Origin of the sequence: Alteromonas sp. ALT199 (genome assembly GCF_018619335.1) — a bacterium.
In the GTDB taxonomy this organism is placed as follows: domain Bacteria; phylum Pseudomonadota; class Gammaproteobacteria; order Enterobacterales; family Alteromonadaceae; genus Alteromonas.
Map to the genome: position 1 here is coordinate 18,211 of NZ_JAHHDX010000124.1, position 24,578 is coordinate 42,788.

Genomic DNA, 24,578 nt, shown 5'->3' on the forward strand with positions numbered 1-24,578 from the left:
CCGGCCCGCCCACTGCATGCATAATGTAATGATTTAAAGGCCGCATAGTATAAACAAATGCTTGATAAAGCCCAATGACAAATATGCACAAATCAGCCATATCACAAGGAAATCTCTACATTGGATTGCCAATGTGGCAACACAGCAATTGGCCAAGCACCTGGTTTGCTAATTATCCCAAGTCAGATAATGGGCTGTTCTTATATGCAAAAGAGTGTAATACGGTTGAAGGGAACACCACATTCTACTCCCTTCCCCATGAAGACGCTGTAGCAAGATGGTGCGATTCGGTACCCGCCCACTTCAGATTTACTTTCAAGTTTCACCAGAACATTACTCATGTTCACCAATTACAGCATTGTGATGAAGAGGTTGCCAAACAGCTTTCTTTGTTAAGCCTACTAAAAGAAAAGCTAGGGGTGATGATACTGCAACTGCCCGCTTCTTTCGGGCCAGAAAAATTACCCGTGCTTGATACGTTTTTAGCAGCGTTACCCCAAGAGTTAAATATAGCGGTTGAAGTGCGCCATTTGGCGTTTTTCGCTAAAGGTGATGCAGAAAAAGCGCTCAACCAGCTTTTAATTCGCCATGCTGCTAACAGAGTTATCATGGACACCCGAGCGCTATTTACTGGGTCTTTAGATGCAGGCGGAACAGATAAAAGTGCAATACTAGAAGAAGTAAGGCAGAAGAAACCGCGAGTTCCCGTTAACGTTATTGCTCCGGGGCAAACGCCTATTGTGCGCTTTGTAGGCAATGATGTGAATGACGACAACATGCGCTGTCTATTGCCTTGGGTGAGGAAAGTAAAACAATGGCAGGGAGAAGGAAAAGATGTGTACTTTTTTTGCCACCGCCCCGACAACAAAGACGCACCTTGGCTGGCACAGCAGTTTATTGATTTGTACAACGCTGAAGAAATAGCCCACCGGTTAGACAACCTTTCAATTAAAAATCAGCCAGCTCAAAACGCCTTGTTTTAGACAATAACAGCTTAATAGATAGTATTTTTCTGATTTAAAGGTAAACTACGGCGGTTATTAGTTTTGTGTTAAACCACTTTTTATCGTGACCCCTCAATGAATCATGAATACGAAAAAGCACGTCTTGCTGCTTTGGAATCGTTAGATATATTAGACACCTCCCCCAGCGAACAGCTTGATGCGCTTACTAAAAAAGTCCAGGAAGAATTTAGTGCTAAGACCTGCTTGGTAAGCCTGGTTGCTGAAGACCGTCAATGGTTTAAGTCACGTCAGTGCATGGATGCTACAGAAACACCGCGTAACATCTCGTTTTGCACCTATGCGATAGCCGAAGAAGAATATTTAATTGTGCCTGATGCAAAAGCTGACAAAGTATTCGCTAATAATCCGTTGGTAACCGGCAATCCATTTATTCGTGCGTATGCGGGGGCAATTTTACGTAATAAAGACGGCTATGAGCTAGGTACCTTATGCCTTCTTTTTGATGAGCCAAGAGACTTCTTACACGCTGAGATTGAGAACTTGAAATGCTATGCTCGCACAGCCGAGAGCATCATTTTTTCTGAATTTTCACAGGCATAACTGCTGGGCCAAAACTCAGAAAAACAAAACGTATCTAACGCTTTTTGATATCCGCAAACAAAAACGCATCACTTGAAAGCGATGCGTTTGATAGCTAGCTCTGTTCACCTATTCTTATCTAAAGTCAGCGGCATCTAGCTCATGTTTTTTCATGAGTTTGTGCATGTCTGTGCGGTTTCTGCCAGCGAGCTCAGCAGCGCGCGTAACATTGCCATCGGTCATCTTAAGAAGCTTATGAAGGTATTGCTGTTCAAAGGCATCCCGTGCCTCGGTGAGCGTTGGCCAGCTCTGTTTAGTAGCAGAAAGCGCTTGTTCGACTAAATGTAGAGGGATGACAGGTGTTTGCGTTAAAGCTACGCATTGCTCAACCACGTTTACAAGTTGACGTACGTTACCCGGCCAAGATGAAGTCACTAACTGCTGCATTGCATCGTCAGAGAACTGACTTACATTGACACCGTGGCGCTGTGCACTTTGTTGTAACAATGAACGTGCAAGTAAAGGAATATCTTCACTACGCGATTTCAGTGATGGTAGCTTTAAGTTGACTACATTCAACCGGTAATACAAGTCTTCGCGGAAGGTGCCTTCTTCCATTTCTTTATGCAGGTCTTTGTGCGTAGCAGAAATTATACGCACATCAATATCTACGTGTTTACTGCTGCCTACCGGACGAATCTGGCGTTCTTGTAATGCGCGAAGAAGCTTAACTTGAAGTGTCATTGGCATATCGCCAATTTCGTCTAAAAATAGCGTACCACCGTCGGCTTCCCTAAATAAGCCTGGGTGAGCTGCTACAGCGCCGGTAAACGCACCCTTAGCGTGACCAAACAATTCAGATTCGAGTAAGTTTTCAGGTAGCGCACCACAGTTAATTGCTACAAATGGTTTATCGCTGCGGTTACTGGCTTTATGAATAGCATTCGCTAGCAGTTCTTTACCTGTACCGCTGGCGCCACTGATAAGAACAGATACTTCGCGCTGGGCAATACGAAACGCTTGATCAAGAACATTCAGCATTTCAGGTGAACGGGTAATAATTTCCTTAGCCCAATCCCCTGGCTGTGCTGCTTGTGATTGACTCAGCGCTTTTTGCAACAGCGCGCGCAATTCATCGTGGTCAACGGGTTTCGGTAAGAAACCAAAGACACCGCGCTGAGTTGCGGCCACAGCATCGGCAATGGTGCCGTGAGCCGTCATTAAAATAACAGGAATGTCTTTTCTAATTCCCATAATTTCTTCAAATAAGCTTAAACCGTCTAAGCCCGGCATGCGCAGATCACTTAGTACAACATCATAGTTATCGTTTTGAAGTTTTCTTAGCGCCGATTGACCGTCTTCCACTGCGGTCACATTGTACCCCTCGCCTTCAAGGCGAATGGTCAACAAGCGCAATAAGCTTTTATCATCATCAACCAACAATAAGTTAGGGTTACTACTCGCCTTCTCGCTCACTGTTGTGTACTCCTATTTTTGTCCATCAGTGTTGCTTCTATTTGCAACAGTTCTTCTAATTTTTTGCGCAAGTTAACCGCCTCTTGTTCTAGCGCCTTAACCTTCTCTCCACGAGATGTATTTTCTTGATCCAACACCACCATTGCTGACTCAAGCTGCATTATCTGGTTGTTTTGCGAAGCAGCAATGACATTAACCACTTCTTGAGCAGTTGGCGTAAATGCTCCTGCAATATCATTTAAAGCAAGCTGCGCTCGCAACCTGTCTTGATAAGGAGTGTCGGTCGGTAGTGTTAAAACATAGGTATGAAGTGTATCGAAAGCAGAATCACCCAACACTTTTATTGCCTGCTTGCGCTCTGACCAAGTTTGATTGGCTGCCGCAATCCAGGTATTAAGCCAATAGGCTGCATCACAATTGTGTTCAAAGCCCTGTGGAGGCTCATCAAACAAACATATTCCGCGCTCAATCTTAGCTGCAGGTGCAGGTGTCATATTTTCTGGTTCACCTGTGTTGTCGTTGTTTCTGGTTAAACTCTGACATCCTGTCAGCACCAGTAAGGCGACAATTAAACCGCTTTTTTTCATTTTATTTTTCCTGTTGCCCAATGGTCACTCTAAAGCAAACATCGGCATAGTCTACATCTACAACCTGCACATCACCATGCATCAGTCGAGCACAATCGGCAACAATTGATAAACCTAACCCCGTGCCAATGACGTTATCATTTCTTGGCTCGGCCCCTCGAATGAAAGGTTCAAATAAAGTATGTACTGACTCTGGTGCAATGCGCTTGCCGCGGTTAGCAACATCCAGTATTAGGTTATCATTTTCTTTGTAAAGACTAATATTTATTGGCCTTCCAATCGCGCCGTGAGCGACAGCGTTGGATACCAAATTATCAAGTATTCTTCTGAACAACTCCTCATCTATGCGTACCCTGGGTGTCGATATTTTTACATCCACTTCTCGGCCTTGAATGGCAAGTGCATAATCTTCTAAACAAGCAGAAACTAGTTTGCTAACATCGCAATCAACCATTTTGGGCTGAGCCTGTTGCAACAATAGGTTGTAGTCGAGCAGCTTCTCAACCAAGGTATTGAGGCGCTGAGTGCTCCCGGTAAGTAGCGATAGTACTTCTCTTTGGCTTTTGTTTAATTCCCCGACCACATTTTCAGACAGTAGACTACACCCCTCTTTAATACTAGCAAGGGGCGTTTTCAGTTCATGCGCCGCGTGCCGCAATAAAGCAGTTCTGATATGCTCTAACTGCTGTAAACGCTCATACAGCCAATGCAAGTCTTTCTCTACATCAATCAGCTCTCTAGGAGCCTGTTTAGACAATGGAGGAAGTTGACCATCGCTGTGGGCCATGATCCGAATGATTTTCTTAAGATTATTGACCGGATTTACAATTAACTGGCTACCCAGCAATATAAGTAATAAAGACACGCTTACTAACATGGCTGTAGACCATGCTTGTTTAGCCAGCATGGCATTTAGGTCATCTTGCTGAACTTTTACACGCTCAGTAATAACAGCCTCTACATCGTCGCGCAGTTGCTCAACACTATCTGCCACTGAAGCTAGATACGCATTAAGCAATAATTGATCTTCAATGGAACGGTATTCAGCTAATTGATTTAATTGTTCAGACAAACGAGAACAGGTTGCTGGTACAGATAATGCCTGACACAAGTTATCAGCCGCCACCGCAAACTGATCTACTGCATTATCTGAAAGTTGAGCAACTCTATCGTTACGTAAAACAGCAAATTGTCTAATGCTTCGCTCTACATCAACAACTGCATTATCTAACCGCTGCATGTCGCTCACCACGTCAACCACAAAACGTGTTTCGAGGGTGGTCATTTGACCTACTTTGGCTAGGTCACTTTGACTTTGCCAAAGAAGGGCTATTAGAGGAATGAGAGCTAGTACAAAACTACCTAATGTTAACTGCCTTAATGAACCGAGCTGTACCAAGCGTTCACCAAACGATACCTTGTTTATCAGAACCTTACCCTCATTAATGATTATGTTTTGATCTACTCACTTGCCGAGAGCTTTTCATTGCCCGGTGTGAGCTTACTTTTTGTTAATTCGGCTTCAGATAATTTACCGTCTTCATTGTCATCAATCAGCCCAAAATTGCGCAGTAAGCCAGTATGTCGCACCGCTTCTTTAAGCGAAATAAGGCCATCTTTATCCGTATCTAATTCTTGCATAAGCGAGCGCGCCGGTGAGGCGTGCGCATCTGCTAGTGAAATGGCTTGTACTGTAGCTACAGCGCAAACTGTTAAGAAAACTTTCTCGAGACGTTTCATCATGAATCCTCCGCTAAATGCTTTTTAAAATCCTTCTCTATTCGCCAGTATCTATACTCTCATGGTTGCCACCAATGAATAATTAAGGCGCATGGATATTACCATTAGTCTTCAATTAACCACTATCATAAATGCATTCAAACTTACTATGCTATTTTCAGACCAACAGAAAAATATGATTTTACATCAAAAAGTTAAGCAAACACTCATTACCTATTGGCATGTAACAATAGGACGAGTGTTGCAATAAAGAAACAGTAAAAACTGAGGCACATCGGCAATATTCCGACGCAACAAACTGATGACTTTAAGCAAATTGTTCGCTGTGATACTGGAGTGGAGAATTCATCAGTTTATTGATAGGTACAGGCTTGCTAAACATAAACCCCTGAACATTGTCGCAACCGTGCTTTTTGAGGTAACTCCACTGCTCAAGGTTTTCTATGCCTTCAGCGCAAACCGAAAGTGACAAACGCTTTGCCAAATCTAAAATGGCTCCGGTTACCAGGCGACCGCGCTCAGACGATTGGATTTCCATAACAAATTGCCTATCCACTTTAAGAGTATCTACATTGATTTGGGTAAGGTAGCTCAGCGACGAATACCCTGTGCCAAAGTCGTCTAGTGCAATGGCACACCCCATATTTCCAATGCGTCTGAAAAACTTATTGGAGAGTGAGAAGTTTTCAAGATAGGCGCTTTCAGTAACTTCAAATTCAATATTCTCAGGATTTACATCGTAAAGCATAAACGTATTGTAGATATAATCGAAAAGTTGATTATTTCTTAGGTCGTGACCAGACAAATTAATCGAAGCCCTGAATGGTCCACTAGCCCAATGCTTGAGGTCAGGCATATCCATGCAGACGCGATTAATTACCCATCGAGTGATGGCGGTTATTTTTCCGCCTTGTTCTGCAATAGGTATAAACTCATTAGGCATCACTAAACCAAACTCAGGATGCTGCCAACGGATCAACGCTTCAGTGCCAATTACAGTGCCGTCATTGTTTACTTTTACTTGGTAGTAAACCACAAATTCATCGTTCGCTACCGCTTGCTCAATACCATTTGCAATATGCAGTTTTCGCTTATGAGATTCCACCATATCTGGTGTAAATAAAGTGTAGCTCCCTCTTCCCCTAGCCTTTGAGCGATACATGGCTAGGTCGGCGTTACTCATGAGTTCACTTAAGTCATAACCTGCATCAGAAGCGGTAGCAACACCGACACTTAGCCCTACGGTCAGTGAGAGCCCTCGAAGCTCGAAGGGTTCATTGGACGCGGTAATTAGTCGCGTTGCTAAACTTTTTGCATGATCTGTCGTTATATCTCTATCCGGAAGTATTAAGAACTCATCGCCACCTAAGCGAGCAAACAGGTCGCCGTCTCTAAGCAGACGCTGCACTCTATCTGCTACTTCAATTAAAATAAGATCGCCAATTTCATGCCCTAAAGAATCGTTAACTCCCTTAAAACCATCAAGGTCGAAGAACAGTAGCGTTATATCTTCATCATTTCTTTTAGCTCTTGCTAATTCCAGCTTTAGGTTGTCGAGAACAAACTGCCTGTTAGGTAACCCTGTCAAACTATCAAAATTAGCGAGTCGAGACATGGTTTCCTGCTGATCTACCAAGGTTTGTTTTTGTTCAAAATTTACCAGCAGTTCGACTTCGATTGCATCCAACAAGCTATTTATATTGCATGCTATTTTACCTATTTCATTAGTTGAGCTTATCGAGCTTCTCAGCGCGTAATCATTAGTTTCATACACATTTTGTGTAAATCGACTTAATGAGGCTAACGATGAAACCAACCGGTACAATATAAACATACATACTCCAGTACACAGTACCCAAAGTGCGAGCAGGACAGGAGCTTGCTTTAGAAGTTGTCGAGTATTATTTATTGTCGGAACGTTGCTGATATCGATATAAATTACAATATGGCCCATGGGGTAAAGACTGCTGCCAACAATTTGATGGGCAGCGATAATATTATCGTATTGCGTCACGCCAAAAGGGACATTCTCTGGCGATTTAGGTACTGATGCATCGCTAATTTCCAATACTCTTTCGGGCTGAATAGCAGTGATAACTTTATAATTGTTGTCATAGAGTACAGCAGACAGAAGATGTTTATGCTCCTTAATCGGTTGAAAAAGAGAAGAAAGTAGCGCGTCGTCGCCAGGGTTTCTTTCCATCATCAACGACAGTTGTAATGCGAGCACATTACTTAAGGTGGTGGTGTTGTCTTTCACTACTTTAACAGCGGATTCACTGCTTTCTAGTTTATTGACCATCGTAACTGAGATAATCAATAAAGACATGGATAAAGCTATGACTAGCCCAATCGAAGTTTTTAACGTTCTAAACACTTGTGTCCTTACTTTACTTCCGTTTATTTAAGGCGAAATCTGCAAGTTTGATTATTTTCCATCACACAACCACCTTTTATTATTATGGTGGTAATAGTAAGTCACGCGCTTAGAAATTAAAAATGGATTTTTTCAGGAGCCTTTTTCGCAGCCTCAAAGTGAGTTACTTAGTGCTTTCAATGACCTCAAGCTTCGTTTTGATGTACTGGCTGTGCGGCACATACAACAAGTCTGCAATTTGCCTAATTGTACTTTCCTCCAGTGGTGCCAGCGACTCATCGGCGTATGCTATGGCCCACAGGCTTCTAATTACGCTCGTCTTTTGCTCTGCAGAATAATGCTTATTAAGAACCTGAGTGAAATGTACAAGATCTACGGCATCATCAGCAGTCTCATGCCCTTGTTTCAATAAAAGCGCCATTGCTTCATCATTAACATTTACCAGACGCTTAAGCTGCTTTTCATATTCTTCTTTTTCGGTATCAGTTACTTGATTGTCTGCATTAACAAGCTCACTTAGTAAAGCGGCAGTAGCGAGCTCAATCGTATAAGCAGGTTCAGCTTGTTTGTGAGACTCTTCAAAGAATTTAAGAAATGATTTCAGCATAAGCCCTCAGGTTATTTGTATTAGCAACGTATTTTTCGTTCGAATTGAACGAGTATTCTGAAATTTTTTACTGAGGAAAAGAGAATTTCGATTAATTACTTGATTCTGCGGATGACATAACAAGGGTAACGTCGGCCCCAGTTCTTTGCCTAAATAGTCAATGACTACACGCTTAGTAACTAGTTATTACTGTTAAGCAAACAGATAACTCTGCTTCCTTCATTTTCAAACCACACTCGCTCACACAGCGCGTTAATAAGAGGAAGACCTCGGCCAAAACATTCATTGTCGGAAGCTCGGATTCCTTCCAAATGGGATTTATTTTCCCACTGAAATCCTTTGCCGCTATCTTCGACTGAAATCAACACCTGTCCTTTTTCAGGCAAAGACTCTATTCTGATGATAATTCGGCCACTGCTTAATACTTTTAAAGACGCTTCGCGCTTTTCGTAATATTGATTAAAACCCTCAATATTTTTAAGCTTCGAGTCCATCTTCAAAATACCGTGCTCAAGTGCATTATTGAAAAGCTCTGACAGGACTGTAAACATGACCGAACGAATGCTTTGTATCCCTTCACATTTACCAGCAAGCTGAAGTACACGTTGCTGAATATCGGGTTGTTTTAAGTGTTCAGCATTGAGAACAACCTCGTGCACTGATGGTAACCCGCACTCAATATGACTCGACGTAGAAATATTTAAGTGTTTAGAGGTAAATACGACCAGAGTTACATCATCTTGAAATTTAGAAGTTGCACCGTATGCTTTTGCCCGCTTAAACAGCAAATCTGCATCAATGACTCCCTCCTCAATCATTTGCTCTTTAATAATTTCTACTAGACCCTCTTCAAGCAACATATCACCATCGTCATTGGCAATTTCGATGAGCCCGTCGCTGCATATGATTAACTGTTCGTTATGCCCTAGGTTAATGGTGTCGAAATCGGTATTTAACTCATGCTCATCTAAGATGCCCAAAGCCATGTGGCGAGAGGAGATTTTTCGAAAAGTCGCATCAGAAACAGAGGGCACAAATACTGCTGGCATTCCCCCTTGCCATAAATTTATGCGATTTCCTGCAGAATTAATCTCACCAATGACAGCAGCCATAAACATATCACTGGGTAAAAACTTGATGAGAATTCGGTTTAATTCACTCACTATTTCAGAAATTGATACGCCTTGCTGAGTTAATTCTTGAAATGCTCGAGTTAAAGGTAGAGCACCGATTGCTGAAGCAAGACCATGACCAGTAAAATCGCCTACGATGAAGTAAATTCCGCCACTAGGGCTTGCTTCACACAAAAACAAATCACCGTTGAAAGTTTCAGCTGGCTTTAAATAGCAGTCAAAATGAGCTAGAACTTCAGGGCGATTAACAATAGCATGACTGAATATATGCTCAACAATGGCGTGTTCGCGAGCCACCCTTTGGTTAAAAAACCTCAGCGTCTTGTTTTGTTCTTCCACATGCTCACTTAAACCGCGTATCTTTAAATGCGCATTAATTTTGGCGGTAAGAATGTGACGGTCGAAGGGTTTGGTGACAAAGTCATTACCTCCTACCTCTAAGCAACGCACTAGACTGTCTTTATCTTCTAAGGCTGTAATGAAAAGAATGGGAAGGTACGGGCCTTTTGCAAGTTTACGGATTTTAGGGGCTACATCGAAACCTGAGAGACCAGGCATAACAACATCAAGCAACACCAAATCCGGTTGTTCGTCGGTAAATTTTTTTATCGCCTCTATGCCATCGACTGCTTCTATGCATTGCTTAAAGCCTGCGTTATAAAGCATGTTGGTCAACAGCGTACGATTTATAGCCTCGTCATCAACAATGAGAATTTTCAAAGAGGGAATCTCAAAAGACTACTTAATTTCAAATTTTTTGTCGAAACGAGATATTTGTAAAATCTTGGCGACTTGGGGCCTGGCGTTTTCGATACTGTAGGAAAGCTCTTTTTCGGCCAGTGTTTTTTGCATGTTTAGCAACATACCTAAAGCAGAGCTATCCATATACTCAGTGCGAGATAAATCAACGGTAATATGATCAACGTCTTTATTGAGCTCCCCATAGGCATTTCTAAAATCTTCAACTTTGCTGAAGTCAAATTTTGGCCCTACGTCAATAACCAAGACCTTCCCTTGATTCTGATAGCTTGATGTTATTTCCATATACTTTCCTTAAAATGTAAGCAGAAATGCTTCTATACATACTTTTAACTTTGCTATCCTTATATTAGTAGAACTATTAAACATAGCCATCAAAGACTACTTAAACTTTCGTATTATTAAAGTCTAATTAGCACAATAAAGATGGTTTTACGGAATATATTGAGGTATGTATGCAAGACTGGCAAGACGCTCTTTTGGTCTATAGTACAGAGAGTGGCAAAATAAAGCCCGAGCAAAAAAACGAGCAACGTTCAGTTTCTTCAGATGGTACCGTCCGTATTCATAGAGAAACAAAAGGTCGCAAAGGAAAAGGCGTGTCGTTAATTAAAGGGCTGGACCTTCCTAGTGATGAACTGAAGAAACTTGGCTCGGAATTAAAGAAGAAGTGCGGTTGCGGCGGTGCAGTTAAGGATGGGATCATTGAGGTTCAAACCGATGACAGAGAAAAGCTGCGCTCGCTACTTACCGACAAAGGGTACAAAGTTAAGCTTGCTGGTGGTTAGTAATTCAAAATTACGAGCTCGCTCTCACTTTTTCATAAACATATAACAAAAAGAGTCTGAAATGGAAAAGCTGTCAATTTCTGATTTACACATTATTTTGGTTGAGCCTTCTGATACTCAGCGAAAAATTATTACTACATTGCTGTTAAAAGAAAACGTTAAGGAAATTGACCCAGTCAGCACCCTTTCCGAAGCCCGCTCTGCAGTTAAAGCTCATGGCGCCGATTTAATTGTAAGTGCAATGTACTATGAAGATGGAACTGCACTAGAACTTCTTAAATTTATCAAAGAAGATAATGAATTCAAGAGCATTCCATTTATGCTCGTATCCAGCGAGAATCGGTTGAGTAAGTTGGAGGAATTTAAGCAAGCAGGTGTTGCCGCTATTCTTCCCAAGCCATTTGAGCCTCTTCATTTATCACGTGCGCTAAATGCGAGCCTTGACCTTATCAACCACGATGAGTTAGAGCTAGACCTATTCGATGTACACGATGTTCGCGTACTACTCGTTGATGACAGTAAACTCGCTCGAAATCATATTAGACGTGTTCTCGAAGGAATGGGGCTACAGCGAATTCAAGAAGCCGAAAATGGGGCTGCGGCACTCACTTTTATTAAAGACCAAGCTTTCGACCTTGTTGTCACCGACTATAATATGCCTGAAATGGACGGTAGAGAGTTATCAGAGTTTATTCGTTTTAACCCAGAGACCACTCACATTCCTATCATAATGGTAACGTCTGAGTCGGCAGATAGCGCACACATGGCAAACATTCAGCAAACCGGCGTAAATGCTTTGTGTGACAAGCCATTTGAACCTAATGAAGTTCGTCAAATGCTCTCTGCACTTTTAGGTAACTAGTTACTTGGTATGAAAGGGTTTGTATTATACTGTGAAAGAAAATGATTAAAGTGGTTTTCACCTTCACGGCAATACCACTTTTGCCACTTTATCAAGCCCTCAACATAAAAAACAAGCAAGCTAATTGTAAAAATCAGTTGACAGCAACATGTGTTCAACTTACATTCAAGATTATGAAACAGATTAAAAAGCACGTAGCGTTTTTCTTTTTTGCGTTTACATCCTTTAATTAGGGAGGCGCAGCTACATGCATGAAAACCTCCCGCTTGGGAGGTTTTTTTTTAGCACTATTTTCTTATACGATACGCACAGGAATGATATGTCAGACAATGCACTAGATACTGTTAGAGAGCGCATCACCGCTTTAGACAGTGAATTACTCACTTTACTGTCAGAACGCAGAAAGTTAACCAACGAAGTCGCTGAGACCAAAATAAAACACCACATTCCTGTGAGAGATCAAAAACGTGAAGAACAGCTGTTAGTTCGCCTCATAAAAGAGGGGCAAAATATTGGTTTAGATCCTCATTACGTCACGCAAATTTTTCACGTAGTCATTGAAGATTCAGTCTTAAATCAACAGGCAATGCTTGCTGAACGTGCAAATCCAGGCAGTACATTGCCGTTAAACCGAGTGGCGTTTCTAGGCGACAAAGGCTCTTACTCTTATCTTGCTACACAGAAGTATTTTTCACGTAGACCTGGCGAGTTGCTTGAGATGGGTTGTCAAAGCTTTGCTGAAATCATTCATAAAGTTGAAAGCACAGAAGCCGACTACGCGGTGTTGCCTATTGAGAATACGACCTCGGGCAGTATCAATGAAGTGTACGACCAACTTCAGCACACCCAGCTAAGCATTATTGGCGAACTTACTCACCCTATTCGTCATACATTATTGGTCGGCACTAATACCAGTATCGATAAAATTAAGACTCTTTATGCACACCCTCAAGTATTCACCCAATGTAGCCATTTCTTAGCAGAGCTAGGTAACGTTGAGGTGAAAACCATGGACAGTACTAGTTCGGCCATGCTCACCGTTAGCGAGCTTAAGCGAGACGACGTAGCTGCTATTGGAAGCGAAGCCGGCGGCAACCTTTATGGTCTAATGGCAATCAAAAGTAATTTAGCAAACCAAAAAGAAAACCATAGCCGCTTTATCGTTGTGGCTCGCAATCCTGTGGTGGTTCCTTTACAAGTACCTGCTAAGACAACCCTTGTTATGTCTACCATTCAAAAGCCAGGTGCACTTGTTGAAGCACTACTCGTACTTCGAGAAAACAGTATTAATATGACTAAGCTTGAGTCTCGCCCTATTCCAGGCAACCCATGGGAAGAGATGTTTTACATTGATGTAGAAGGCAATGTGGAAGACGGCCCTGTACAAAACGCCCTTGATGCATTGCGTGCTATTACGCGCTACCTCAAAGTTCTGGGATGCTACCCAAGTGAGGAAATAAGCCCTACTAAAGTGGCAGCAGCGAGCGCGCTGGCTGATTAACACGAAGAAGGCGAGCTTATCTGCTCGCCTTCTCTTTTATTAAGCTTCTTTATTCTATTTATCTCTTAAGAGTTGACCATCATCTGCCTTTAGCAACATTTGCTTACTGTCCACTAGGCACTTCTTCGCATAATCGCCAAACCATGCGCCAACCCTCATAAACTGCTCGACAAACCCTTTTTTATCACCGCTTTCAAGTAGCGATAATGCAATACCAAAACGCTCATAAAAACGGCGTAACAGCGCAAAATTATCGGGGTTATTAAAGATAATGTCGGCGTAAAGCTGTGGTGACTGAGCAAACAATCGACCTACCATAGCTAGCTCTAGACGATAGATGGGTGAGCTAAACATAGTGAGTGATTCAAGTTTAGGGTCTTCACCTTTCAAGTGCTGCCCATAAACAAACGTGTTGAAGTGGCGCATAACCTGTATGTAAGCCATGGCTTGGTCGTGCTCTTGTGCGCTGGAGTCATGAATAGTGGCACCCCAAATTCGCATTTGCTCAATGAGCCAGCTGTATTTTTCACTACTACGTCCGTCGCACACTACCACAACTTGTTTAATCATACCTGGCGCATCTGGGCCAAACATGGGGTGCAGCCCAACAACTGGACCGCTATGTACCTCAAGCATTGACTCAAGTGGCTTAGCTTTAATACTGGTTATATCTGCGAGCACGCAATCTTTTGGCAGCATAGTTAATTTGCTAATCACGACTTCTGTTAAGTTTATAGGTACAGCAACAACAACTAGTGAAGCACAGCTAAGCAGCGATGCTGCTCTACCACTTTCCCAGTCGTCTTTTTCAACCACCGAAACTTTATAGTTACTTCTTTCAAATAAACTGACAAACACGCGACCAAGAGCCCCAGCTCCACCAATTACAACAACGTTATCAACGTCAGGTTTCACACATCGGTACTTGTTGTTTTGTGTATGGTAAGACTCACGCATAACACGGCGTAATAGGTCTTCGGTGAGATCGGGAGAAACGCCCAGCGCTTCTGCCTGATCACGGCGAGATGCAATTAGCGCTTTCTCGCGCTCAGGAACGTAAACAGGCATACCAGCTTCAGCCTTAATTTGACCGACCTGGGTGGTAATTTGATTGCGTTTAGCGAGTAATTCGACAAGCTGGGAATCCAGCTCGTCGATACCTTCACGCAGCGTATTAACTGTTTTAAGTGCTGCGATAAATCGGCCATTGTGTCTTATCCTTGAATCAAATGGCACGGGGCTTTGGCAATATTATCTTGCCACATTAGGCTTAACTTTTTATTAGGCCACCGTGCGCTTATTTTGGCGTAAGGGTAACACAGTTATTAACTTATCTCTGGTTTGAGATATTAAGTTTTCTGTTGTTTCCCAATCGATACATCCATCTGTAATTGAAACACCGTACTCCAACTCTTCAGGTTTTTTACCTTCCGCTTTCTGGTTACCAGGTTTTAAATGACTTTCCAACATAACGCCAATGATAGACTGATTGCCTTCTAGGATTTGATTTACCACGTTCTGTGCTACCAATGGCTGGCGACGGTAATCTTTCGAAGAATTTGCATGGCTGCAATCAACCACTAATCCTGCAGTTAATCCAGCATCCTGCAACTCGACTTCGCATTCTGATACGCATACAGAGTCGTAATTTGGTTGTTTACCACCTCGAAGGATAATATGACCGTCGGGGTTACCACTGGTGCCGATAATGCTTACCTGCCCTTGCTTATTAATTCCCATAAAGCGATGACCCGATGCGGCAGATTTAAGCGCATTAATAGCAATATCTAAGCTTCCATCTGTACCGTTCTTAAAGCCCACCGGCATAGACAGACCACTGGCCATTTCACGGTGAGTTTGCGATTCAGAGGTACGCGCACCGATAGCAGACCAGCTAAATAGCTCCGCAAGGTACTGTGGACTTATTGGGTCTAGTGCTTCTGTAGCAACAGGTAATTCTAATTCAGCGAGCCAAATTAACAGTTCTCTTGCTTTTCGAAGGCCAGTTTCAATATCAAATGTCCCGTCGATATGTGGGTCGTTAATTAACCCTTTCCACCCCGTTGTAGTGCGTGGTTTTTCGAAGTACACACGCATTACAATAAACAGCGTGTCTTTGCATGATTCATGAAGTTCTTTAAGCTTAAGCGCATACTCTTTCGCAGCTTCAATATCGTGTATAGAGCACGGTCCACACACTACAAGAAATCTGTGGTCGCGACGATGAATGATATCTGAAACAATTTTTCTAGACTCTGAAATAGCCGCTAACGCTTTATCTGACACAGGCAATTCAGTGCTTAGCGCTTCAGGGGTGATAAGTACATCTTCTGTACTTATGTGAACATTATTTACGGTGTCCTTGATCATGGGAGCTCTCTTACTCTCTTAACTACAAATAAAAAACGGAAAATTAAACGCCAAAAGAGTGTGCAATCTGCATGTAAACTTTATTGTACAACCAGCTTTTCTATATTTCTTTAACGTCATTGACTTTTTAACAAGTAAAGCGTAATTGCGCAAGCAATAACGAATAATACTTTAATCTCAGGTAAATTCGAAGCGAATGAGCATAACTAAATGGCAACTGCGCTCACTGATAGCACAATTTTCAATCAGCAGTGAGGCTTACTCCTAAGCGCTTTGCTGGCAGTGTACGTCATATGCCTAGTCTAGCTGTGCGCTTTTCATAGTTTAATTAATATGACGAGATAATTAGCCAATATAAATAAGCTAAATTGTTCATTAGTTCATAGGATTTTGTATCATTCCAACAACAGAATAATAACGAGAACACAATGCAAAATTTAGTCATTACTTACACAGACGGCGTCGCCACACTTACTATGAAAAATGGTGAAAACCGTCATAACCCTCTTTTCGCAAAAGAGATGCTGTCAGCTTTGGAAACCATTAAAGCCAATGAAAACTGTAAAGCACTGGTGATCACCTCAAACGACGAGAAATGTTTTAGTCTAGGCATAGATACCGAATGGCTTATGCCAGCCATGAAAGCAGGTAGTACTGAAGAGATTAAGCAATTTATGCATGATATGGACGACGTGTTCAAAACCCTCCTCCTCTACCCGCTTCCTGTTATCGCTGCCATCAATGGCCACGCCTTTGGTAATGGAGCAATTTTGGCGTGTGCATGTGACTTTAGGTTTATGCGCTCAGATAAAGGTTTTTTCTGTTTCCCTGAAGTCGATCTGTCGATCCCTTTTCTACCCGGTATGATTGAATTTGTTAAAAAAGCCATGCCTTACTATAGATTTAACGAAATGAAGCTATCTGGAAGACGAGTGTCAGGTAAAGAGTTGGAACAAGACCATGTGGTAGAAAAAGCCTATGACTCGCAAGAAACTTTAATGGAAGGCGCGCTTAACTATGCAAAAACTTTTGATAAAAAACGTGGTATTTTTGGCGAACATAAAAAGCGGTTGCACAAGCATATCATCCGAACTATCGATAGTGAAAACAAGGCGTTGATAGATGCACTTTCACTAATGGCTTAAAAGCCTTTTTAATAGGCTGTGTAACGCGGACAGCTTACACAGCCTTACATAGAGCTAAATATTAACAGCTTTACTCATCGCTACCGGCGTTCTTCTGAAACTTTGGCGTCCGTTTTCTAAACAGGTCCACATTCACTCCCCAATGGAGTGATGCAATCCGCAATAAAACTGTTACGCCAATGGACCCCAAAATACACCAAATATAGGGGATATCGACTGCAAATAGCGCAGCATAAGTCAGCCCTCCCGCAAAACAAGCGCTCGCATAGATATCACCACGCATAACATAGGGCACCTCTCGGCAAACCACGTCTCTCATCAAACCTCCGAAGATGCCTGTCGTCATTCCCATGGTTAAAGCAACAATCATCCCCGTACCGCTAATTAAGGCTTTTTCGATGCCTATTACGTTAAATATGGCGAGTCCTATTGTATCAATTAGAATGAAGTAAAAGTTTGAAGGCGATGGGAAATAGCGTATTAATAATACGGTAACGAATATCGCACTGTAAGTCGCTAAAAGGTATTCGGAGGTTTCGACCCAGAATATAGGCTTGCCTAAAAGTAAGTCTCGAAGCGTGCCACCACCTAGCGCAGTCATTACACCTACAACGACAATTCCGAAACCATTAATATTCTTATCGTGCCCCAACAGTGCGCCTGATATAGCGAAAAAGGCAACGCCTACAACGCCTAGCACAATAAAATATTCAGAAGTCATTATTCTCTCTATTAAGAAACCTTAATATAAGTAATAGATGAAGGAGAAAAAAGATCGGATTTCAGGCACAAAAAAGCCCGCTTGAAAGCGGGCTTTTTCGAAGTTAACAATAACGCAAGGATTAGTAATCTTAGTTAAGCTTCTCTTTGATACGTGCAGATTTACCTGAACGCTCACGTAGATAGTAAAGCTTAGCACGACGAACCGCACCGCGACGTTTAACTTCAATTGAAGAAACTGCCGGGCTGTGTGTTTGGAACACACGCTCAACGCCTTCGCCGCTAGAAATTTTACGCACGGTAAAAGACGAGTGCAGACCACGGTTACGCTTAGCGATAACAACACCTTCATATGCCTGAAGACGCTCTTTGTCACCTTCGGTAACGCGAACTTTAACAACTACTGTGTCACCTGGACCAAACGCAGGAACATCAGTCTTTAGCTGTGCTTCTTCGATTTTTTTGATGATATCTTGACTGACTTTGCTCATCATATCCTCTCGTCCTAGTTAACTGTCATCTTGCTGCAGTTGCGCTTGGAATAATTCAAGCAAACGCTGCTGCTCCTCAGTCAGAGCTAGGTGGTTTAACAATTCAGGGCGACGCTGCCAGGTTCTACCTAATGATTGCATCAATCGCCACTGCCTAATTTTTTCATGGTCCCCACTTAACAACACGTCAGGTACCTTTTGACCATCGAGTATTTCGGGCCGCGTATAATGCGGACAATCCAAAAGACCGTCAGTGAAAGAATCTTCAACTGCTGAAGCTTTATGCCCCAACACGCCGGGAACTAATCGAGCAACCGCGTCCATAAGGACCATTGCTGGCAGTTCACCGCCGCTTAGCACATAATCACCTATAGATACTTCTTCATCTACATGGCTTTCGATTACCCGCTCGTCGATGCCTTCATATCGGCCGCAAATTAAAATTGTGCGGTCAATGTTAGCAAGGCGCTGTACGCCTGCTTGGTCAAGGGGCTTCCCTTGTGGTGATAAGTAGATTACCTTACTTTTTTCACCGCCCACTTTCTTGGCGGCTTGTATCGCGTCAGTTAGCGGTTTTACCATCATAAGCATACCGGGTCCGCCTCCGTAGGGGCGATCGTCTACTGTACGATGGCGGTCATATGTAAAGTCACGGGGGTTGAAGGTGTCAACCGATAAGGTTCCAGATTTAACCGCTCGTCCTATAACACCCTGTTGGGTAAATGGGGCAAACATATCTGGAAACAGGCTAACAACGCCGAACCACTTTTCCGGAGTCACTTAAAACCCCGGGTCCCAGTCAACTTTAATGACCTTCGCTTCTTTATCTACCTCTTGTACGACTTCGTCGAACACAAAAGGTACTAGTCTTTCTTTTTGACCAAAAGCATCGCCTACATTCGCTTTAACGTGGATCACGTCGTTAGCACCTGTATTAAACACTTCTTTCACCACACCTAAGTCGTAACCTTGCGTTGTTACCACTTTCATGCCGGTGAGCTCACGCCAATAAATTCCTTCGTTACCTAAATCAGGCAGCTGTGAAGCATTTATGTTGATATCCAAGTTTTTAATGCGCTCTGCATCGTCTCGACTATCAACGCCCACAATTTTTGCAACGAGGCTTTTACCGTGCGGTCGCCACTGGTCAATTTGGTATTCTTTTTCTTCGCCAAGGAACCATGGCGCGTACTCAAAAATACCTTCTGGCGTTTCTGTATAGCTGTTGATTTTGACCCAACCTTTAACACCGTACGGTGCGCCAATTTTGCCAACAATCACTTTGTCAGACGCTAGACTCATCTATACCACCAGTTAATAACAGCTTACGCTGCAGATTTTTTCGCTTCTTTTACCAAGCTAGATACGCGCTCTGATAAGCTCGCGCCTACGCCAACCCAGTATTCAACACGCTCTAGATCTACGCGAAGACGTTCCGCTTGACCTTGTGCAGTTGGGTTGAAGAAACCGATGTTTTCAATGAAACGACCGTTTCTTGCACGACGGCTATCAGCCACCACTAGTTGATAAAATGGACGCTTTTTCGCGCCACCACGCTGTAAACGAATAGTAACCATAAATGCCTCAAACTCGTTGTAGCGTTACCGTTAACTTAAGCCTTCATTTAACGACTAAAAATTAGCCGCCAATTGGAAGGCCGCCGAATTATACGGATATGGGCCGTGAATGCAAGTAAAAACCTGATTTATCCTTGGTTAAGTTAGGCGCCAGTACGCCAAACTGATACCGGAGTTGGGTAGGGTCTATAAATAACCTATTTATCGCAAATACCTTTCAAACACAAAATCTTAGTATATTGTTAGTATTGCACTGTATTTTTGTGCGAAATGAAAAGCCATATGCAGTTTTAAGGATGGCAGATTGGGACATGTTTTTCACTGGGGCTTTCGTTTAGCGATGGCATCTATGCAAGGAAGGCACAGTCTAAAAGTACTCGCTTCTTTCAATAGCGGTATAGATGGCGCAAGGTTACACTTGCGTCGTTATAGTCGTAGGGAACGTTTTGCCACTGTGGCTTTTTAAGCTCTTGTGATTTTGTCTCTTCTGCCTCGGCAAATTTGTTTGATTTGAGTATTAAGTTTGATTTGAGTATTAAGCTAGGAAAGCCTTGGGCGCCGATACTACGAGCCATATGCATTTCTTCGTTAAGTTTCTCAACTGTACTTTCACTATTAAGCGCTAATTTAAAGCGCTCGACATCAAGTCCTATTTCTTTAGCAAAGCCCGCCAATGTATCAAAGTCTGATGGGTTTCTTGCATTTAGGTAATAGCCTTCTTGAATTGCCTTGATCATTGCCTTCTCTAATATTTTTGCTTCATCACTATTTGTAGCCTGAGCTTTTGCCGCAATAACTGCTCGACACGAAGGATAGGTCGAACGGTGGGGCTGACATTGGGTCCAAAAGTCGTAATTAAACTGGGTGCCTGGCACTCGTTCTTGAATAGTTTTCCAGTATCCAGCAATAGTAAGCTTCATTTGTTCAGGCATCGGTACATCACTATCTGGAGCAAGACCGCCAAGTAAATAGACAACCTCAATATCATTGGGCAAGTCACTTTGTATTTTTTCCCAGGTGGGAACAAACGCCCAGCACCAGCTGCACATTGGGTCGTGCACGTAGTAGAGAATAGATTTATTACTTTGCTGTGTTGATTGTTGACCGGGCTGTCGCACTGGCTTTTCCAAAACACTCTCCTACATTTAATTAACAAATAACTTTTTAATACTTCACAAGTGAAGATTTTTGGATTACCTTAAACCAAAGCTTTATAGACGTCTAACCATCTAAACATCTATACACAAAAAGCATAAATTAACTTTTAAGGTATGTTCAATGAAACCAGAAACCATTGCATTACACGCTGGCTATACTAGCGAAGAAACCACAAAAGCAGCAACTACTCCTATTTATCAAACCACATCGTTTACGTTCGATAATACACAACATGGTGCTGATTTGTTCGACCTTAAAGTGCCAGGTTATATCTACAGCCGGATAATGAATCCGACCAACGCAGTGTTAGAGCAGCGTTTAACTGAATTAGAAGGTGGTGTTGGGGCATTAGCGGTCGCCTCTGGCATGGCCGCTATTCGCTACGCCATAGAAGCTATCGCAGAAGTCGGTAGCAATATTGTAAGTGTTGGACAGTTATACGGCGGCACCTATAACCTTTTTGCGCATACATTTCCTCGCCAAGGTATTCAAACTACCTTCGTACAAGCGAATGACTTCGATGGCCTTGCTGCCGCTATTGATAAAAATACTAAAGCCGTATTTTGCGAGTCTATTGGCAACCCTGCAGGAAACGTTGTTGATATTAAACGTTGGGCCGATATTGCACATGCCGCAGGCGTTCCGCTAATTGTTGATAACACCGTTGCCACCCCTATTCTTTGCAAGGTGTTCGATCATGGTGCCGACATCGCCATTCATTCGTTAACCAAATATATTGGCGGTCACGGTACTACCGTGGGCGGCATTATTGTTGATTCAGGTAACTTTGATTGGGCTGCCCAGCCAGAACGATTCAGTATGCTGACTACACCCGATCCTAGCTACCATGGCGTTACTTACACAGAAGCACTTGGCCCAGCCGCGTATATTGGCCGCTGCCGCGTTGTGCCTCTGCGTAACACAGGGGCTGCACTTTCTGCACAAAGTGCGTTTAATATTATGCAAGGTTTAGAAACCTTATCGTTACGGATGGAGCGCCACTGCGAAAACGCAGAAAAAGTGGCTGCGTTTCTTGAAAAGCACCCTTCAGTGAATTGGGTTAACTATGCGGCTCTGCCTGATAGTGAGCACTTCGACGCCTGCCAACGCATTTGTGGCGGTAAAGCAGCCGGTATTATCAGTTTTGGTATTCAAGGTGGATTGCCAGCAGGCGCTAAGTTTATCGATGCCCTACAGCTAATTCTACGCTTGGTTAATATTGGTGATGCAAAGTCTTTAGCCTGTCACCCTGCCAGCACTACACACCGCCAATTAAATGCTGATGAGCTTGCATCCGCCGGTGTTAGTGAAGATATGGTTCGTATTTCAGTAGGTATTGAACATATTGACGATATTATCGCTGACATCGAGCAAGCCCTTGTTGCTAGTCAAAGCTAAGCGCTTGAAGCTGCTAAGCTAAGCACTTAAGGTTGCGACGCTTGCACTTTAATGTGCTTTATTACATTTAGGTACGTCGGGGTTCCAGATAATAAATGGAGCCCCAGACCTTTGTTTTTACTTTGAGCCCAGCCGATTTCTATTCTTCATTTTTTCTTTTCTAAAATCTTTTCTTTTTTTGCTACACCTTTGCGACTTCCGGCTTCCCCTAAAAATCTTTATCCGACCTACGCTAGTAAGGACAAGTCACAGCGAATCAGGTTCAACCCACCTGATATACTGCAACTGTAGTCGCATGAATAAATCAACTTTACCCAATTCAGCGTATAGTCTAAACCATTAAACGTTCTCAGCTTCTGTTCGAACGCATTGATAGCGCAAATTAGATACGGTTTTCCGTAGCGTCGCTTTATCCTGTTGAAAATTTAAAAGAGGTTATTTTGGCAACACCGTTAAATGAAGTGTCAACAAAACAAGTACTGCAATGGATAGGTTCACACTTAAGCCGTTACAAAAAACGTGTCGCTGGGGCCATTACCGCCTTGTTTACTGCCGCTTTAGCATGGTTAATGTTAGGACAAGGCATTAAATACGCTATCGATAGCGGCTTTGTAGAAAGCGCTTCTGAAACCTTAAACCAGGCTACGCTTATTGTGTTGGTAATAACGCTGATTGCCTGCATTGCGACCTATGTCCGCTTTTACTTGATGACATGGTTAGGCGAGAGAGTCAGTGCCGATATTAGAAATCAGGTTTACTCTCATTTGCTCTCACTTCCCCCTTCATTTTTCGCAGAGCTTAGAACCGGTGAGGTTATCTCACGCTTCACTAGCGACACTACGGTAATTCAAACCGTAGTGGGAATGAGTTTGTCGATGACGCTGCGTTCTATTGTCACCTTCCTAGGTGCATTGGCGCTAATGACATTTTCCAGCCCCTTGCTAACATTTTGTGTCATTGTTGCCGTGCCGGCAGTACTAGTTCCTATTAAGGTGCTTGCACCGCAAGTACGTCGATACGCAAAAGAAAGCCAGGATAAAGTGGCGGATTTAGGCGCGCGCATTGATGAGAGCTTACATGAAATCATGACGGTACAGGCCTACACTGCTGAAAATGCCGAACGCATGCATTTTTCTCGAAAAGTTGAACTTGCCATGGACGTAGCTAAAAAACGTATTCATTACCGTTCATTGTTAATTGGCTGCATTATGTGTATCAGCATGACGGCTATTATTTTTATTGCATGGATAGGCGCAAGGCAAGTACTTGACGGCACCATGACGGTAGGTGAACTTTCAGCTTTTCTATTCTATGCCGTGATGGCAGGTGGCAGTGTGGCCACGATCAGCGAAGTCATTGGTGAGGTACAGCGAGGTGTTGGTGCCAGTGAACGTTTATATGAGCTATTTACCACTGAACCTGCCATCAAATCAGTTTTGAAAGAAGCCGGAAAAATATCTGAATGCCCCCCTTCGAAAGACGCCACATTGAAAAACGAAGGCTCTAAACCCGTAATTTCCAATGCCTCACCGAAAATAGAATTAGAGAACGTCAGCTTTGCTTACCCTGATAGCAAACCGCTGTTTAATAATTTAAACATTAACATTCAAGCCGGTGAACGCCTTGCATTAGTGGGAGCAAGTGGCGCGGGTAAAACCACCCTCTTTCAACTATTAATGCGCTTTTACGATCCCAGTGCCGGACAAATTCTATTTAACGGTATGCCGATTAATCAATTGCCGGTTGATGTTTTAAGGCGACAAATTGCAATAGTAACTCAAGAGCCCGTGGTTTTTGCAGATACTGTGATGGAGAACATTCGCTACGGCAGTCCTAGTGCTAGTGATGACGCTGTGGTGAATGCGGCAAAACAAGCTTTTGCTCACGAGTTTATCGATAACATGGACGAGCGCTACGACACGCAGTTAGGCGAAAGAGGCGTTAAACTCTCGGGTGGGCAAAAACAGCGTATAGCTATAGCTCGCGCTATTTTAGCCGACCGTCCAATATTACTGCTTGATGAAGCAACAAGTGCACTGGATGCCATGAGCGAACGTATGGTTCAGCAAGCCATAGACCGACTAATGGTAGGCAAAACCAGTATTGTCATTGCCCACCGACTTGCAACTGTTCAGCATGCAGACCGTATACTGGTAATGGATAAAGGCCAGGTAGTGGGAAGTGGTGACCACACCTCTTTGATGAAAAGCGATACCTTGTACAGGGAATACGCTGAACTGCAATTGCTTAGCTGAACTGCCTGTGGTGCTATACGGTACAAATAATTAAGTTAACCAATCGGCCATTTAACAACCGTTTTGGTAAAACAAAAAATAAAGGGCTTG

At 42.9% G+C, this 24,578-nt stretch carries 24 protein-coding genes; 8 read left to right on the forward strand and 16 right to left on the reverse strand.

What is annotated here, in order from left to right; genetic code table 11:
- The first annotated feature begins 131 nt into the window (after positions 1-131).
- Together KL866_RS13340 and KL866_RS13345 are read left to right on the forward strand one after the other, a co-directional pair.
- Positions 132-983 (forward strand): DUF72 domain-containing protein, encoded by an 852-nt coding sequence (locus tag KL866_RS13340; protein WP_214995410.1) that lies wholly within the window; start codon positions 132-134, stop codon positions 981-983.
- A 96-nt stretch (positions 984-1,079) separates the two neighbouring features.
- A complete protein-coding gene (locus KL866_RS13345) occupies positions 1,080-1,565 on the forward strand; it encodes a GAF domain-containing protein (protein ID WP_214995412.1) in 486 nt (161 codons plus the stop codon).
- A 114-nt stretch (positions 1,566-1,679) separates the two neighbouring features.
- Here the strand turns inward: KL866_RS13345 and KL866_RS13350 are convergent, their stop codons facing one another.
- The 8 genes from KL866_RS13350 to KL866_RS13385 all read right to left on the reverse strand — a co-directional run bounded on the left by KL866_RS13350 (position 1,680) and on the right by KL866_RS13385 (position 10,508).
- The gene (locus tag KL866_RS13350; protein ID WP_025254591.1) at positions 1,680-3,020 is read right to left on the reverse strand and encodes a sigma 54-interacting transcriptional regulator; all 1,341 of its coding nucleotides are present in this window, start codon (positions 3,018-3,020) and stop codon (positions 1,680-1,682) included.
- On the reverse strand, positions 3,017-3,607 hold the full coding sequence (locus tag KL866_RS13355; RefSeq protein ID WP_025254590.1) for a hypothetical protein: 591 nt from the start codon (positions 3,605-3,607) through the stop codon (positions 3,017-3,019). The genes KL866_RS13350 and KL866_RS13355 overlap by 4 nt, the downstream gene beginning before the upstream one ends.
- Before the next feature lies 1 nt (position 3,608).
- Positions 3,609-5,006, reverse strand: a complete 1,398-nt coding sequence (locus KL866_RS13360) for a sensor histidine kinase KdpD (protein ID WP_214995414.1) — start codon at positions 5,004-5,006, stop codon at positions 3,609-3,611.
- Positions 5,007-5,068: 62 nt separating this feature from the next.
- Positions 5,069-5,350, reverse strand: coding sequence for a calcium-binding protein (locus KL866_RS13365; protein ID WP_251140039.1), 282 nt, complete (start codon positions 5,348-5,350; stop codon positions 5,069-5,071).
- 304 nt (positions 5,351-5,654) lie between these two features.
- Entirely contained in the window at positions 5,655-7,676 is a 2,022-nt protein-coding gene (locus KL866_RS13370; protein ID WP_251140040.1) for a bifunctional diguanylate cyclase/phosphodiesterase, read from the reverse strand.
- Positions 7,677-7,887: 211 nt separating this feature from the next.
- Positions 7,888-8,331 (reverse strand): TerB family tellurite resistance protein, encoded by a 444-nt coding sequence (locus KL866_RS13375; protein WP_214995418.1) that lies wholly within the window; start codon positions 8,329-8,331, stop codon positions 7,888-7,890.
- Positions 8,332-8,510: 179 nt separating this feature from the next.
- The gene (locus tag KL866_RS13380; RefSeq protein WP_214995420.1) at positions 8,511-10,184 is read right to left on the reverse strand and encodes a fused response regulator/phosphatase; all 1,674 of its coding nucleotides are present in this window, start codon (positions 10,182-10,184) and stop codon (positions 8,511-8,513) included.
- Positions 10,185-10,202: 18 nt separating this feature from the next.
- Positions 10,203-10,508 carry an STAS domain-containing protein gene (locus KL866_RS13385; protein WP_214995422.1) on the reverse strand — a complete coding sequence of 102 codons (306 nt, stop codon included), beginning with the start codon at positions 10,506-10,508 and terminating at the stop codon, positions 10,203-10,205.
- Positions 10,509-10,678: 170 nt separating this feature from the next.
- Here KL866_RS13385 and yciH point away from each other — a divergent pair, with 170 nt between their 5' ends.
- From yciH to pheA, 3 genes are all read left to right on the forward strand, one after another.
- Complete coding sequence (gene yciH / locus KL866_RS13390; protein ID WP_029661357.1) at positions 10,679-11,011, forward strand: stress response translation initiation inhibitor YciH; 333 nt, start codon at positions 10,679-10,681, stop codon at positions 11,009-11,011.
- A 61-nt stretch (positions 11,012-11,072) separates the two neighbouring features.
- Positions 11,073-11,873 (forward strand): response regulator, encoded by an 801-nt coding sequence (locus tag KL866_RS13395; RefSeq protein WP_025254582.1) that lies wholly within the window; start codon positions 11,073-11,075, stop codon positions 11,871-11,873.
- Positions 11,874-12,120: 247 nt separating this feature from the next.
- Positions 12,121-13,374, forward strand: coding sequence for a prephenate dehydratase (gene pheA, locus KL866_RS13400; RefSeq protein WP_197025445.1), 1,254 nt, complete (start codon positions 12,121-12,123; stop codon positions 13,372-13,374).
- 54 nt (positions 13,375-13,428) lie between these two features.
- Here the strand turns inward: pheA and tyrA are convergent, their stop codons facing one another.
- Positions 13,429-14,610, reverse strand: a complete 1,182-nt coding sequence (tyrA, locus tag KL866_RS13405) for a bifunctional chorismate mutase/prephenate dehydrogenase (protein ID WP_311236150.1) — start codon at positions 14,608-14,610, stop codon at positions 13,429-13,431.
- Between the two features lie 45 nt (positions 14,611-14,655).
- The gene (locus tag KL866_RS13410; protein ID WP_214995425.1) at positions 14,656-15,744 is read right to left on the reverse strand and encodes a 3-deoxy-7-phosphoheptulonate synthase; all 1,089 of its coding nucleotides are present in this window, start codon (positions 15,742-15,744) and stop codon (positions 14,656-14,658) included.
- A 428-nt stretch (positions 15,745-16,172) separates the two neighbouring features.
- Here KL866_RS13410 and KL866_RS13415 point away from each other — a divergent pair, with 428 nt between their 5' ends.
- The gene (locus tag KL866_RS13415) at positions 16,173-16,889 is read left to right on the forward strand and encodes an enoyl-CoA hydratase/isomerase family protein (RefSeq protein WP_025254578.1); all 717 of its coding nucleotides are present in this window, start codon (positions 16,173-16,175) and stop codon (positions 16,887-16,889) included.
- Positions 16,890-16,959: 70 nt separating this feature from the next.
- Here KL866_RS13415 and KL866_RS13420 read toward each other — a convergent pair whose 3' ends face one another.
- The 6 genes from KL866_RS13420 to KL866_RS13445 form a co-directional block, all read right to left on the reverse strand.
- Positions 16,960-17,610 (reverse strand): trimeric intracellular cation channel family protein, encoded by a 651-nt coding sequence (locus tag KL866_RS13420; RefSeq protein WP_214995427.1) that lies wholly within the window; start codon positions 17,608-17,610, stop codon positions 16,960-16,962.
- A gap of 130 nt (positions 17,611-17,740) precedes the next feature.
- A complete protein-coding gene (rplS, locus tag KL866_RS13425) occupies positions 17,741-18,100 on the reverse strand; it encodes a 50S ribosomal protein L19 (protein WP_024015986.1) in 360 nt (119 codons plus the stop codon).
- Positions 18,101-18,118: 18 nt separating this feature from the next.
- Entirely contained in the window at positions 18,119-18,880 is a 762-nt protein-coding gene (gene trmD / locus KL866_RS13430) for a tRNA (guanosine(37)-N1)-methyltransferase TrmD (RefSeq protein ID WP_025254576.1), read from the reverse strand.
- A complete protein-coding gene (gene rimM / locus KL866_RS13435; RefSeq protein WP_214995429.1) occupies positions 18,881-19,402 on the reverse strand; it encodes a ribosome maturation factor RimM in 522 nt (173 codons plus the stop codon).
- 23 nt (positions 19,403-19,425) lie between these two features.
- The gene (gene rpsP / locus KL866_RS13440) at positions 19,426-19,677 is read right to left on the reverse strand and encodes a 30S ribosomal protein S16 (protein WP_025254574.1); all 252 of its coding nucleotides are present in this window, start codon (positions 19,675-19,677) and stop codon (positions 19,426-19,428) included.
- A 386-nt stretch (positions 19,678-20,063) separates the two neighbouring features.
- Positions 20,064-20,726: a DsbA family protein gene (locus KL866_RS13445; protein ID WP_214995502.1), complete on the reverse strand. Its 663-nt coding sequence runs from the start codon at positions 20,724-20,726 to the stop codon at positions 20,064-20,066.
- A 229-nt stretch (positions 20,727-20,955) separates the two neighbouring features.
- Between KL866_RS13445 and KL866_RS13450 the strand changes: the two genes are divergently transcribed.
- A complete protein-coding gene (locus KL866_RS13450; protein ID WP_214995431.1) occupies positions 20,956-22,233 on the forward strand; it encodes an O-acetylhomoserine aminocarboxypropyltransferase/cysteine synthase family protein in 1,278 nt (425 codons plus the stop codon).
- A 440-nt stretch (positions 22,234-22,673) separates the two neighbouring features.
- On the forward strand, positions 22,674-24,488 hold the full coding sequence (locus KL866_RS13455; protein ID WP_214995434.1) for an ABC transporter transmembrane domain-containing protein: 1,815 nt from the start codon (positions 22,674-22,676) through the stop codon (positions 24,486-24,488).
- Positions 24,489-24,578: the final 90 nt, after the last annotated feature.